This window comes from Brenneria alni, from assembly GCF_003666245.1.
GTDB classification, from domain to species: Bacteria; Pseudomonadota; Gammaproteobacteria; order Enterobacterales; family Enterobacteriaceae; genus Brenneria; species Brenneria alni.
Genome location: NZ_MJLZ01000013.1, coordinates 18,779 through 31,638 on the forward strand (window position 1 = coordinate 18,779; position 12,860 = coordinate 31,638).

The 12,860-nt window shown below is 51.0% G+C and carries 13 protein-coding genes; 5 read left to right on the plus strand and 8 right to left on the minus strand.

Going from position 1 to position 12,860, the window contains the following annotated elements; genetic code table 11:
• Positions 1-267 precede the first annotated feature (267 nt).
• The 5 genes from BIY29_RS07875 (at position 268) to BIY29_RS07895 (ending at position 4,904) form a co-directional block, all read left to right on the plus strand.
• Positions 268-984 (plus strand): ABC transporter permease, encoded by a 717-nt coding sequence (locus tag BIY29_RS07875; protein ID WP_121574590.1) that lies wholly within the window; start codon positions 268-270, stop codon positions 982-984.
• Positions 984-1,718, plus strand: coding sequence for an ABC transporter permease (locus tag BIY29_RS07880; RefSeq protein WP_121574591.1), 735 nt, complete (start codon positions 984-986; stop codon positions 1,716-1,718). The genes BIY29_RS07875 and BIY29_RS07880 overlap by 1 nt, the downstream gene beginning before the upstream one ends.
• Positions 1,715-2,479: an ABC transporter ATP-binding protein gene (locus BIY29_RS07885; RefSeq protein WP_121574592.1), complete on the plus strand. Its 765-nt coding sequence runs from the start codon at positions 1,715-1,717 to the stop codon at positions 2,477-2,479. Before BIY29_RS07880 ends, BIY29_RS07885 begins: the two co-directional genes overlap by 4 nt.
• A 38-nt stretch (positions 2,480-2,517) precedes the next feature.
• Positions 2,518-3,387: a transporter substrate-binding domain-containing protein gene (locus BIY29_RS07890; RefSeq protein WP_121574593.1), complete on the plus strand. Its 870-nt coding sequence runs from the start codon at positions 2,518-2,520 to the stop codon at positions 3,385-3,387.
• A 62-nt stretch (positions 3,388-3,449) separates the two neighbouring features.
• The gene (locus tag BIY29_RS07895) at positions 3,450-4,904 is read left to right on the plus strand and encodes a M20 family metallopeptidase (RefSeq protein WP_121574594.1); all 1,455 of its coding nucleotides are present in this window, start codon (positions 3,450-3,452) and stop codon (positions 4,902-4,904) included.
• A gap of 59 nt (positions 4,905-4,963) precedes the next feature.
• On the opposite strand, the gene trpS is transcribed toward BIY29_RS07895, so the two are convergent.
• The 8 genes from trpS to hofQ all read right to left on the minus strand — a co-directional run bounded on the left by trpS (position 4,964) and on the right by hofQ (position 12,754).
• The gene (trpS, locus tag BIY29_RS07900) at positions 4,964-5,968 is read right to left on the minus strand and encodes a tryptophan--tRNA ligase (protein ID WP_121574595.1); all 1,005 of its coding nucleotides are present in this window, start codon (positions 5,966-5,968) and stop codon (positions 4,964-4,966) included.
• Positions 5,965-6,672: a phosphoglycolate phosphatase gene (locus tag BIY29_RS07905; RefSeq protein ID WP_240630029.1), complete on the minus strand. Its 708-nt coding sequence runs from the start codon at positions 6,670-6,672 to the stop codon at positions 5,965-5,967. Before BIY29_RS07905 ends, trpS begins: the two co-directional genes overlap by 4 nt.
• Complete coding sequence (gene rpe, locus BIY29_RS07910) at positions 6,665-7,342, minus strand: ribulose-phosphate 3-epimerase (protein ID WP_121574596.1); 678 nt, start codon at positions 7,340-7,342, stop codon at positions 6,665-6,667. The genes BIY29_RS07905 and rpe overlap by 8 nt, the downstream gene beginning before the upstream one ends.
• Before the next feature lie 164 nt (positions 7,343-7,506).
• Positions 7,507-8,319, minus strand: a complete 813-nt coding sequence (dam, locus tag BIY29_RS07915; RefSeq protein ID WP_121574597.1) for an adenine-specific DNA-methyltransferase — start codon at positions 8,317-8,319, stop codon at positions 7,507-7,509.
• Positions 8,320-8,398: 79 nt separating this feature from the next.
• Positions 8,399-9,364: an SPOR domain-containing protein gene (locus tag BIY29_RS07920; RefSeq protein ID WP_121574598.1), complete on the minus strand. Its 966-nt coding sequence runs from the start codon at positions 9,362-9,364 to the stop codon at positions 8,399-8,401.
• A gap of 148 nt (positions 9,365-9,512) precedes the next feature.
• Positions 9,513-10,598 carry a 3-dehydroquinate synthase gene (gene aroB, locus BIY29_RS07925; RefSeq protein ID WP_121574599.1) on the minus strand — a complete coding sequence of 362 codons (1,086 nt, stop codon included), beginning with the start codon at positions 10,596-10,598 and terminating at the stop codon, positions 9,513-9,515.
• A gap of 53 nt (positions 10,599-10,651) precedes the next feature.
• Positions 10,652-11,173 carry a shikimate kinase AroK gene (gene aroK, locus BIY29_RS07930; protein WP_121574600.1) on the minus strand — a complete coding sequence of 174 codons (522 nt, stop codon included), beginning with the start codon at positions 11,171-11,173 and terminating at the stop codon, positions 10,652-10,654.
• A 333-nt stretch (positions 11,174-11,506) separates the two neighbouring features.
• A complete protein-coding gene (gene hofQ, locus BIY29_RS07940; protein WP_240630035.1) occupies positions 11,507-12,754 on the minus strand; it encodes a DNA uptake porin HofQ in 1,248 nt (415 codons plus the stop codon).
• Positions 12,755-12,860: the final 106 nt, after the last annotated feature.

Below are 12,860 nucleotides of genomic sequence, written 5' to 3' on the forward strand. Positions count from 1 at the left end.
CTGGCTTGGACTGACTAAACCCATATTGATTAATAAGCAAAAGATATGAATAAATAGTCAATGACAGCATAAACAAAACATGGCCTGAATATTGCTTTGCATCCTAAGTACTTCCGTAGGGGGAACCGTGCGGTAGCGGGTTGATAACCTATCATTTGTTACTGTATCTCTATTGCCATGACAGAACATTCCCGCCTGAGAAGTTATCGGTTCCCGAACAGGGGGCAGATCCTCTGAACACAAAAAATAAGCAGTTGGGAGTTATTTGTGGAAGATGTCACTTTTTGGCAGCTCATCAGTTTTGGTGAACATGGCTGGGGTAAATTATTACTGATTGGTACGGGAATGACACTCGCGCTGGCGAGTTGCGGATTCCTGCTCGGCGCGCTTATCGGCACGATCGGCGCCTGGTCAAAAATCTGTGGTAATCGTCCGGTACGTTATCTTGCTGACGGCTATACCACCATCACTCGCGGCATACCGGACCTGCTCATCATTTATCTGCTTTATTTCGGCGGCAGTTCAGCATTAACCATGATGGCCAGGCTATTTGGCAGCAATGAGTTTCTGGGTTTTCCCGGCTTTCTGGCCGGGGTGCTTGCGGTGGGTATCGCGTCCGGCGCACAGCAGACAGAAGTTTTCCGGGGCGCCTTTTATGCGGTCCCTAACGGTGAAATTGAAGCAGCCAAAGCCTGCGGTATGCCCACCTTACTTCGCCTGCGGCGCATCATCATGCCGCTTTTGCTGCGTCATGCGATACCGGCCTTAGGCAATGTCTGGCAACTGGTGTTGAAAGCCTCGGCGCTGGTATCGGTAACCGGCGTGGCGGAACTGCTGACCCAGTCGCAAACCGGCGCCGGTTCAACAGGCAAACCGTTTGATTTCTTTATGGCGGCGGCGGTGCTTTATCTGCTTATCTCTATCTGTTCTGGCTGGATCATGCGTCGGGCAGAGTCATATTATTCCCGGGGTGTAAAACGCTGATGGATTTTCCTTTTATTTATGCCACCTTTCTGGAAATTATCCCCGGCATTCCCCTGACCCTGCAACTCGCCGTCGGCTCCGTCTTTCTGGGTTTTTTTCTGGCGCTGGGGCTGGCGTTAATGCAGATCTCCGGCAATCCACTGCTGCGGAGCATTGCCCGTACCTATGTTCTGTTCTTTCGCGGTACGCCACTCTTAGTGCAGTTGTTTTTAATCTATTACGGGCTGGGACAATTTGTCTGGATCCGGGAAAGTTTTCTGTGGCCTCTGCTGCGTGAACCTTATTGGTGCGCCTTGCTGTCACTGAGTTTATGTACCGGGGCCTATGCCAGTGAAATTATCCGTGGTGGATTGCAGTCCGTACCTGCCGGACAAATAGAAGCGGCTCGCGCCTGCGGTATGTCTTCGCTGATGATCTTTAAACGCATTATTTTCCCGCTGGCTTTACGTCAGGCTTTGCCAGCCTACGGTAATGAACTGATCTCCATGATCAAATCAACCTCACTGGCATCCATTATTACCCTGATGGAAATTACCGGTATTGCGGCACGCATCATCTCGGAAACCTACCGGGCGCTCGAAGTCTTTCTGATTGCCGGGGCGATCTATTTATTTATCAATCTTATCCTGACTCGTCTGCTGATGTGGGCGGAGTTCACCGTCACCCCGCATTTACGTGCGCCCGGCGCACAATCGGCGGCAAAGAAAATCAAGAAATTGGGAGATCTTCAATGACCACACCCGCGATCAGCTTGCGCAACATTCACAAAAGCTTTGGTTCTCTGGACGTGCTGAAAGGGATCTCTTTTGCAGCCAGCCAGGGTGAAGTGGTTTCTATACTTGGTTCATCCGGTTCCGGGAAATCCACCCTGCTGCGCTGTATCAACATGCTGGAATTTCCCGATCGGGGCGAAATCATCGTCGCCGGGGAATCCATTGAAATGAAGCAAACCCGCAAAGGGCAAAGCCGTCCGTCCAATCCCCGGCAGATCGACAGGATCCGCACCCAGTTAGGGATGGTATTTCAAAACTTTAATCTGTGGTCGCATAAAACCGTGCTGGAAAACGTGATTGAAGCGCCGGTGCATGTGTTAAAGCGCCCCCACGCGGAGTGTGTGGAACATGCTGAACAACTGCTGGAAAAGGTCGGGTTGTCAGACAAGCGACACTACTACCCCTCCCACCTTTCAGGCGGCCAGCAGCAGCGGGCGGCCATTGCCCGTGCGCTGGCGATGGCGCCGAAGGTCATGCTGTTTGATGAACCCACATCGGCACTCGATCCCGAATTGGTGGGTGAGGTTTTGCGCGTCATGCGCACTCTGGCCGATGAAGGCATGACCATGCTGGTGGTCACCCATGAGATAGGTTTCGCCCGTGAAGTCTCTAACCGCGTAGTGTTTCTGCATAAAGGGGAAATTGAAGAACAAGGCGCGCCGGAGCAAATTTTCACCGCCAGTCAATCAGCCCGCTTCAGGCAATTTATTGCCAGTTGGTAAGTCATCTATTTGATATATAACACCGGGAGAACACCATTATGTTGAAGTCAAAATTAAAAATGATCGTCTGTTCACTGTGTCTGGCAGGCACGCTGGCCGCCTCATTCAGCGCATCGGCTGAAGAGAAAAAATGGACAACGGTACGTATCGCCACCGAAGGGGCTTTCCATCCTTACAATTTTACCAAGCCTGACGGTACGCTGGATGGCTATGAGATCGATCTGTATAAAATCCTGTGTGACACGATGCAGGTGAAGTGCGAGATCATCGTGCAACCCTTTACCAGTACCATTCCGGCACTGAACGCCGGCAAGTTTGACGCCATCATTTCCGGGATGTCCGCCACAGACAAGCGTCGGGAAGTCATCGACTTTAGCCAGCCATACACTCAGGCCGGGCAAACGTTCGCCGTATTGAAGTCCAGTCCACTCGCCAGGGAATTTCCTGACGCGGGCAAACGCTTCTCACTGAAACCCGCCGATGAAGCCACGGCAATAGCAGAAATTGAAAAACTGAAACCGCTGCTGAAAGGCAAAACCATTGGCGTACAGTCCGCCTCTATTGCCAGCACCTTTCTGGATAAGTATTTAAAAGGCGTCATGACCGTTCGTGAATACAAAACCACCCAGGAACACGATCTTGATTTGAAAGCAGGCCGTGTCGATCTGGTAATAGCCTCTGCCGCTTATCTGAAAGGGATTACGGAAAAACCGGGCAATACCGACATTATTACGCCGGGGCCACAATTTATCGGCGGCATTCTGGGTAGCGGCTCCTCTGTTGGCCTGCGCAAAAGCGATCCTGAATTAAAAGCCATGTTTAACGCCGCCATTGAGAAAGCCAGAAACGACGGCACCCTGAAGCAATTAGGCGAAAAATGGTTTCACATGGATACCACACCGCTCTGAGGTTTTCAGAAAATACATTGTCGATTTCTTTGCCTTTACAGAAAATAAAGAGCATCCAGCACATGAATTCAATACAGACAGAAGAGACGTTGCCGTCTATCGATCGCCAAACCGTGGAAAGACTCTGCGGACTCATCGTGGCTAAACGGCAACAATTTTTTACCCTGAGTGACGGCATCTGGGATACCCCGGAACTGAACTATACGGAATACCGTTCCGCTGCCCAGCATGAGTCGATGCTCAAGGCGCAAGGTTTCCGCCTGACAAAAAACGTTGCCGGTATGCCTACCGCATTATTGGGCGAATTTGGTTCAGGCTCACCAGTGATTGCGATCCTCGGCGAATATGATGCGCTGCCGGGCTTAAGCCAACAGGCGAACGTTGCTGAACCCAAGCCGCTGGAAAATGGCGGCAACGGACACGGTTGCGGACACAACCTGCTTGGCGCCGCCGCATTACAGGCAGCGACTGCCGTTAAAGATTACCTGCAACAATATTCTCTTCCGGGAACCATCCGTTTTTACGGCTGCCCCGCCGAAGAGGGCGGATCGTCAAAAGGCTTTATGGTAAAAGCCGGCGTGTTTGACGATGTGGATATCGCTATCTGCTGGCACCCGGCAACTTTTACAGGCGTAAACAGCCCGGTATCGCTGGCCTGTAACGAACTGAATTTCTACTTCAAAGGTCGGGCGGCCCATGCCGCCAGCAGCCCGCATCTGGGGCGCAGCGCGCTGGATGCGGTAGAATTAATGAACGTTGGCGTTAACTATATGCGCGAGCATATGCCCTCTTCCGCCCGTGTTCATTACGCCATTACCGACAGCGGCGGTCATGCGCCTAATGTGGTACAGGCCAATGCAACCGTTAGGTATCTTATTCGGGCCAGACAGTTGCCAGAGCTGCATCAGTTAGTGAAACGAGTGAAAAAAATCGCCGAAGGCGCGGCGCTGATGACGGAAACCGAAGTCAGTCATGAAGTGATTAGCGGCGACGCCAACCTGCTCGGTAATGCGCTATTGGAACAGCGGATGCACCAACATTTGCTGACGCTGGGGCCGGTTGAGTTTGATGAAAACGATCGCCAGCTTGCCGCGAAATTTCAGGCCGCAATGACAGCAGAGGATATTGCGAACTCCTACGCCCGATTTGGGGTAAAACCACAGCCGGGGCTGGTGTTGCATGACGATATTTATCCTCTCTACAGCCCCAATGAAGCCTTTATCGGCTCGACGGACGTCGGAACGGTAAGCTGGGTCGTCCCTACCGTGCAGATCCGCAGCGCCACATATGCCATCGGCACCCCGGCGCACTCATGGCAACTGGTGGCGCAGGGTAAAACGGCGGCGGCGCACAAAGGGATGGAGTATGCCGCCAAAGCGATGGCGTCGCTGGCGGTAGACTTGCTGCTGACGCCAGACTTAATCACTCAGGCAAAGGCCGATCATCAGGCCAGGTTGCAGCAAACGCCGTTTGAAAACCCGATCCCGGATGATGTTTTCCCACCGCTGCCGCAGTAATTTACCGTAGGGGAGTAGAAACAGGCGTCTGGAGACATGCCTCCAGACGCCCTTAACACTTATGGGCGGGAGACAAAACCAACGGCTTGATACACTTTCTTCAGCGTTTCCTGCGCACGGGCGCTGGCTTTTTGCGCCCCATCACGCATAACCTGCTGCAAGAAGGCTTCATCATTACGAAAACGGTGATAGCGTGCCTGTAGTTCCGTCAACATGCCGGATACCGCATCAGCGACGGCACCTTTCAAATGACCATACATCTGGCCGCTGAACTCCTGCTCCAACTCGACAATGGATTTACCCGTTACCGCAGAAAGAATATCCAGCAGGTTCGATACCCCCGCTTTATTCACCACATCATAACGAACGACGGGCGGCTCATCAGAATCCGTCATCGCACGTTTGATTTTCTTCACCACCGACTTGGGATCTTCCAGCAGGCCAATCACGTTATTACGATTATCATCCGATTTGGACATCTTCTTGGTCGGTTCCAACAAAGACATCACGCGGGCGCCAGACTTCGGAATAAACGGCTCAGGAATGTTGAAAATATCACCGTAAAGCGCATTAAAGCGCTGGGCGATATCACGGCTCAGTTCCAGATGCTGTTTCTGATCTTCACCTACCGGCACCTGAGTCGTTTGATACAACAGAATATCGGCGGCCATCAGCACCGGATAATCAAATAAGCCAGCGTTGATATTTTCTTCATAACGTGCTGATTTATCTTTAAATTGCGTCATGCGGCTCAGTTCGCCGAAATACGCGTAGCAGTTCAGTACCCAGCTTAACTGGGCATGTTCAGGGACATGCGACTGAACGAAGACCGTACTCTTCTGTGGATCGACACCGCAGGCCAGATAAAGCGCCAGCGTATCCAGCGTCGCTTTTCTCAACTGCTGCGCATCCTGACGTACCGTGATGGCATGTAAGTCGACGATGCAATAGATGCAGTCATGGTCGTCCTGCATATTAACCCACTGACGTAACGCACCCATGTAGTTACCAATGGTCAATTCACCAGACGGCTGCGCACCGCTGAATACAATGGGCTTACTCATACTAATGCTTCCTGATTTTTTGAAGATGACGGCCCGACGAGGGACAATAGGTCGGCAAAACAATCCAGCACAATGTCTGGATGACTCAACTCGATCGCTTCACCATAGTTGTACCCATAGGTCATGCCGACGCAAGGGCAGCCGGCAGCCTGGGATGCTTGAATATCGTTACGCGAATCACCGACGAACAGCAACTCGCCGGCCCGTAATCCTAACTTGCCCAGCACCAGATACAGGGGGGCCGGATGCGGTTTTTTGGCGACAACATCATCACCGCCGATAATAAGGGAAAAATAGGCGTCAATATCCAGCGAGGCCAGCAAAGGCGCAACAAACGGCGTCGGTTTATTGGTCACCACCGCCATCGGAAACCCCTGCCGGGCCAGATGGGCCAGCGTCTCTTTTACCTGGGGGAACAACTCGCTGCCGCAGTCAACCGTTTGCGCATAGTAACAGTCAAACTGCTCACGGGTATCGCGGATCTGCACCGGGGTTGGCTCCACGCCAGCCCAGCGCAGCGCACGCTCCACCAATACATCGGCGCCGTTACCAATCCAGGTGGCAACCCGTGCCTCCCCCGCTGCCGGAAGAGACTGTGCCTGTAACGCCAAGTCCACCGCCGCAGCCAGTCCTGGTGCGCTGTTAATCAGAGTGCCATCTAAATCAAACGCCAGCCCGCGAATCGGCATGGTGTTGTTATTCATGCGCCACCTTTGCCAATTCGCCCCGCATCTGCTCAATGACCGCCCGGTAGTCAGGCTGGCTGAAAATTGCCGATCCTGCCACAAACATATCCGCTCCCGCTGCGGCAATAGCGCCAATGTTATCAACCTTGACGCCACCATCCACTTCCAGGCGGATATCGCAGCCGCTTTCATTAATCCGCTTGCGTACCTGCCGGAGTTTATCCAGCGTGGACGGAATAAATGACTGCCCGCCAAAGCCGGGATTGACGGACATCAGCAAAATAATGTCCAGCTTATCCATGACATAATCGAGATAACTGAGCGACGTGGCGGGGTTGAAAACCAGACCGGCCTTGCAACCGTGGTCTTTGATCAATTGCAGGGAACGATCGACATGCTCTGAGGCCTCTGGATGGAAAGTAATAAAACTCGCCCCGGCCTGCGCAAAGTCAGGAATGATGCGGTCAACCGGCTTAACCATCAAATGAACATCAATAGGCGCCGTAATGCCGTAGTCCCGCAGAGATTTAAGTACCAGCGGGCCGATTGTCAGATTAGGCACATAGTGGTTATCCATCACATCAAAGTGAACCACATCGGCGCCTGCCGCCAGCACCTTAGCAGTATCGTCACCAAGCCGGGCAAAGTCAGCCGACAGAATAGACGGGGCGATTAAAAACGGTTTCATTCGCTTCTCCAAACGATCAAAGTCTGATTCCTGCTGCCGGGATATCCGTTGATCCCTCACCCCGATCAGCGATGGTTTTTGAGCAACGCTAACTTTCAGTCAATCATATTTATCTGGTTGCCGCTTTGCTTGCTGGCCATCCCCATCTGTTTACAAAACGGGGATCACGAATACAGGGCCAGAAGCTCGTTTACTTTACTACGACCCAGAATATTGCGGCTAATTGTTCGACGCGCTTTTACCACATAAAGTGAAGCATCCTGATACCACTCACGAGTCAGCACCGTATCGTGATTAGAAATCAGCACCGGGATCTGATTTTCAACCGACAAACGATGAGCCATCCGGGCCAGGTCTTGCTGGTCAACATTATTAAAATTATTGGTGTGGTACGCCGTAAAGTTAGCGGTCGCCGATAACGGCGCATAAGGAGGATCGCAATAAACAACGGACCCCGGCACGGCTTTAATCAACGTTTGCTGGTAATGTTCACAAACAAATGTTGCATTCCTGGCTTTAAAAGCAAACCAGCGAATTTCCTCTTCCGGGAAATAAGGCTTTTTATAACGCCCGAACGGCACATTAAATTCACCGCGCATGTTATAGCGGCACAGGCCGTTATAACAATGGCGGTTCAGATAAAGAAACAAGACCGCACGCCGATAGGCGTCCGTACAGAGGTTAAACTCTTCACGCAGCAGATAAAAAACCTCTGAAGTATTCACTTCGTCAGTAAAGAGTTTGCGGGAGTCGTGGACAAAATCGTCAGTATTCGATTTGACGATTTTGTAGAGATTGATGAGGTCACTATTAATATCAGCCAATATATAGTTGTCGTACTCTGTATTCAGAAATACAGAACCCGCGCCAACAAAAGGCTCGATAAGGCAGTCTCCTTCGGGTAAATAGCGACGAATCTCTTCTACCAGCGGATATTTACCACCAGCCCATTTTAAAAAAGCGCGGTTTTTCTTCATGCCGTCGTTAGTTACTCATACTTTTCAGAGCCGCGGATTGTACTCTGTGTCAGACAGCACATCAGGGCTAAAATTGGTGTTACTTATTCAAGTCCTGCTTCACCTGACGGATCGGCTTAACCCATGGTTTTTTCGCTTGTACATCGGCAGGTAGCGTTGCAATTGCCTGCTTTGCTTCTGCAGAAGAAGCATAGACTCCATTCACTAAAACATACCAGGATTTTCCGTCACGTTTAGTTTCATACACCCATGAATGAACCAGATTATGCTGTTTAGCATACGCTTTCAGCGTGTCTGAACGGGACGCGCTGCTCAGTTGCAACGTAAAATGGCTGGCTGGCGCGTTTTGTATTGAACTACCTTGTCCAGCAGGCACATTTGCCGCTGGTTTACCCGTAGCGGTTGGTGCTGCGACTTTCTGAGTGTTGGTTGCTGATGGCTTATTGCTACTGTGAACCGAATTATTGCGCGTAGATTTCTCAGCCGGTCGCAGCACAGGCGTTTTAGCCGTTGGCGCCACCGTGGCTGGCGCCGTTGGCAGTGTTGAACTGCCTGTCGCACCCTGAGAAAATTCGTTAACGCGGCCCTGCTGCTGAGTAAGCGCGTCGGTCATATTACCCGGCAACTCGATACGTTGCTGGCCACTTACCGGTGGTTGAGCCTGTGCTTCCGTTGGCGTACTGGAAATAGGTGGTGCACTCAGCGTTTGTGGCGGCTGTCCGACTACGGCAGAAGGGTTATCAACCGGTGCGGCGGATTCCGTTTGCGTCATCGGGGATGATGAAGAGAGATCGATACTCTTTTCACCATTTTCACCACCAGTTTGACTTTGAGGCTGAGAGGTCTGCGGATGAGAAGGCGCCTGCAAAGCAGAACCAATACCAATAATCAGCAACAGCAATACCAGTATCCCGATGGCTATCATCAGGTGTTGTCTGGAAAGCGCGATTTTCGGTACGGAAAAATGACTGCTTCTTTTCTGACGTGTTGGTCGACGGTCACTGGTATCAGGCTTCAGTTCATCTTCCGGCTTAAACTCATCCATTTAAAACCCCCCAACTGAAAGGCTAACATTCGCAACATGATCTCCAGAGCGAATTATCAATTCATAACGCATTGTATTTTATTAACCATAAACCATCAGCGCTTATCTGTCGTTAACGCATCTGCCGTTAACAAAAACAATAAAGCGCTTAGGCAAGACAATCAGCTATCGACGCCAGCACAATATCATGAGCTACGCCACCACGGACTTCAGAATGACCAATAGAGGTTGGCAGCACGAGACGCAACTCGCCTGCCAGCACCTTCTTATCACGCATCATGTGAGGAAGATAAGATTCCGGCGCCATCTGCTCCGGCCCGTTAACAGGCAGACCGGCCCGAACTAATAAGGACTTGATACGTTCAATATCATCAGCAGAAAACTGCCCAAGACGCCGTGCCGCCTGCGCGGCCATAACCATACCCGCAGCAACGCCCTCTCCATGCAGCCAATTGCCGTATCCCATTTCCGCTTCAATAGCATGACCGTAGGTATGCCCAAGGTTAAGCAGTGCCCGCATACCACTTTCACGTTCATCGGCAACAACAACCGCCGCTTTCAGTTCACAGCAACGGCGAATACAGTAAGCCAGAGCGTCATGCTGTAATGCACGCACCGCTTCAATATTCTCTTCCAGCCAGTGAAAGAAATCACGATCCAGAATAATGCCGTACTTGATTACTTCAGCCAGCCCGGACGAGAGCTCCCGCGCAGGCAAAGTTTTCAGGCAATCCAAATCAACAACCACGGATGCCGGTTGATAGAAAGCACCGATCATATTCTTACCCAGCGGGTGATTCACTGCGGTTTTACCGCCAACGGAAGAATCAACCTGCGCCAGCAACGTCGTCGGCACCTGGATAAAACGGACGCCGCGCTGGTAACTGGCTGCGGCAAAACCGGCCAAATCACCAATCACACCGCCACCTAATGCGACAATCGTGGTGTCACGGCCATGTGGTTTAGCAAGCAGCGCCGTAAATACCTGATCCAGCACCGTCAGAGATTTATATTTCTCCCCATCCGGCAATATAACCTGATCAACATGCACACCGCTTTGCTCCAGCACGCGACGGACGTGGTCGAGATAGAGGGGGGCCAGTGTCTGGTTTGTCACCAGCATGGCCTGTTCCCCGGCTTTCAACGGCATAAAAGAAGCCGAATCATTAAACAATCCGGCGGCTATCGTAATAGGATAACTTCGTTCCGCTAATGTTACGGTAATTCTTTCCATGCTCGTTCAAATAACCTGTTCAAAACCCGCATAACACGGATGATGTATTACACTCAGTTACTTTCCAGCATATTGATAATCTGGTTAGCAACTACCTTAGCGCTTTGTTCATCGGTTCGGATGGTCACATCAGCGATTTCCTCATACAACGGATTCCGCTCTCTCGCCAACTCTTCCAGAACTTCACGCGGAGGTGCTTCAACCTGAAGCAACGGACGCTTTTTATCGCGCTGTGTACGGGCAAGCTGCTTCTCAATCGTCGTTTCCAGATAAACGACTACTCCACGTGCGGAGAGACGATTGCGTGTCTCGCGTGATTTGACCGAACCACCGCCTGTCGCCAGTACGATACCTTGCTTTTCCGTTAATTCATTAATGACTTTCTCTTCACGATCACGGAAGCCTTCCTCGCCTTCCACATCGAATACCCAGCCCACATCAGCCCCGGTGCGTCGCTCAATTTCTTGATCGGAGTCGAAAAACTCCATATTGAGTTGTTGGGCTAACTGACGGCCAATAGTGCTTTTGCCGGCACCCATAGGCCCAACCAGAAAGATATTGCGTTTCTCTGCCATGTTTTTTGGTATTACTAAGACAATTCGTTAATGATAACCCGCCCCGCCAATCAACCCAGCGACGGGACCTAAACTGAAACCTCATGAGCGATAGTGCGAGAATCAGACAAAAAATTATCTCAATACTCAGGGTAGTTTGGCAACCGAATAAAATGTCACACGATCTACAGGTGGTAATATAGTGTGTTTTATCGACATTTTCGGTGGAACAACACTTCTTGTGCTCAATTCGCTAACCCTTGTAAGCTAAATCCGCCGCAGCGTCAAACTTAGAAGACACGAATCAATCAAAATATTGCGCCACTTTCATGAAAACGTCACTTTCCTTATTACTTAAAAAGAGGGAATTAATGTCGGCGTGATAAAAATGACCAATTCCCGCCGGGTAAGCTGCTGTGTACTGTTCTTGAACAAATATCCCAGCACGGGAATATCGCCTAAAGCTGGAACCTGACTGCCGCTGCGCTTTTTCTGCTGCTGAAATATACCGCCCAGAACGATGGTTTCACCATCAGCAACGGTTACCTGCGTTTGTATTTCCTGCTTGTCAATCGCCAGCGCTTCTCCGTTATCGCCCTGCTTTATCACCTGTCCCGGCATATTCTGGCTGATCTTCAGATTTAGCGTAATCCGACCGTTGCGCAAAACGCTGGGGGTCACTTCCATTCCCAATACCGCTTCTTTGAATTCAATAGATGTCGATCCGCTGGCGCCGCTGGAAACCTGATACGGTATCTCTGTACCTTGTTTAATACTGGCCGTTTGCTGGTGAGCCGTGAACAATCGTGGACTGGCAATGATTTCAACCTGATTTTCCTGTTCTAACGCCATGAGTTCCAAATCAAGCAGGCGACCATTCAGCCGAGCCAGATGAAAGCCAGCGTTTACTGCAGGCGTTTCTACCGGCAAACTAATATTAAAATTATTCAACCGCAGGGCTTTATTAGCCGCGTCACCTGTCCCCACCCCCCAATTAACCCCCAGCTCCTGCAAATTTTCACTGCTGATAGTGACAATATGCGCCGCTAACTGTACCTGCGATAACGGTAAATCCAGTTCTCTCACCCATAGTTTGAGCTGCGCCAGCGCATCTTCCGTATCGCGAAACAGTAACGTATTGGTACGTTTATCCACCGTCACGCTACCCCGCTCGGTCAATAACGCACCGCGCTGGGCCTGAACACTGGTGGCGACTTCGGCGGCATCAGCATGCTGCAAGGTGACTGAAAGGTTCTGTAATGGCTGATTGTGCGCCTGTAGGGCCAGGTGTTCTTCTTTTTGCCATTGCCATTCTTCAAGGCGCCCGGCGGGATAAACCAGTAAAACATTACCGTCCCGCTCCACCGTGAGCTGCCCCATATGTAAAACGATATCCAGCGCCTGCTGCCAGGGAACCTCTGCCAATCGCAAACTGAGTTTCCCCTCAACCCCCGGCGCCACGACCAGATTTAACTGCTGATGATCTGCCAAAGCCTGTAATATTCGCGTTATGGGCGAATCGTCAAACGCTATTGATACCGGTTCTTCACTCTTCGCCATTGCTAATGTGCTGATAAAAAGCAGCAAAGCCAAGATAAGCATGGTCTGAACAGATTGAAACGTCATAACACTCCCTGTTATAGAAAGAAGTCGGTTTATATCCTTGGGATCCGCTGGTTTGCCGTCTGGCGGCAACGCCAATTACGTT

Excerpts from the sequence above, each read along its gene's own strand:
- rpe (WP_121574596.1), bottom strand. The coding sequence starts at position 7,342 with ATGAAACCGTTTTTAATCGCCCCGTCTATTCTGTCGGCTGACTTTGCC.
- BIY29_RS07895 (WP_121574594.1), top strand. The coding sequence starts at position 3,450 with ATGAATTCAATACAGACAGAAGAGACGTTGCCGTCTATCGATCGCCAA.
- trpS (WP_121574595.1), bottom strand. The coding sequence starts at position 5,968 with ATGAGTAAGCCCATTGTATTCAGCGGTGCGCAGCCGTCTGGTGAATTG.
- aroK (WP_121574600.1), bottom strand. The coding sequence starts at position 11,173 with ATGGCAGAGAAACGCAATATCTTTCTGGTTGGGCCTATGGGTGCCGGC.
- BIY29_RS07890 (WP_121574593.1), top strand. The coding sequence starts at position 2,518 with ATGTTGAAGTCAAAATTAAAAATGATCGTCTGTTCACTGTGTCTGGCA.
- BIY29_RS07880 (WP_121574591.1), top strand. The coding sequence starts at position 984 with ATGGATTTTCCTTTTATTTATGCCACCTTTCTGGAAATTATCCCCGGC.
- BIY29_RS07920 (WP_121574598.1), bottom strand. The coding sequence starts at position 9,364 with ATGGATGAGTTTAAGCCGGAAGATGAACTGAAGCCTGATACCAGTGAC.
- BIY29_RS07905 (WP_240630029.1), bottom strand. The coding sequence starts at position 6,672 with ATGAATAACAACACCATGCCGATTCGCGGGCTGGCGTTTGATTTAGAT.
- BIY29_RS07885 (WP_121574592.1), top strand. The coding sequence starts at position 1,715 with ATGACCACACCCGCGATCAGCTTGCGCAACATTCACAAAAGCTTTGGT.
- dam (WP_121574597.1), bottom strand. The coding sequence starts at position 8,319 with ATGAAGAAAAACCGCGCTTTTTTAAAATGGGCTGGTGGTAAATATCCG.
- aroB (WP_121574599.1), bottom strand. The coding sequence starts at position 10,598 with ATGGAAAGAATTACCGTAACATTAGCGGAACGAAGTTATCCTATTACG.
- hofQ (WP_240630035.1), bottom strand. The coding sequence starts at position 12,754 with ATGCTTATCTTGGCTTTGCTGCTTTTTATCAGCACATTAGCAATGGCG.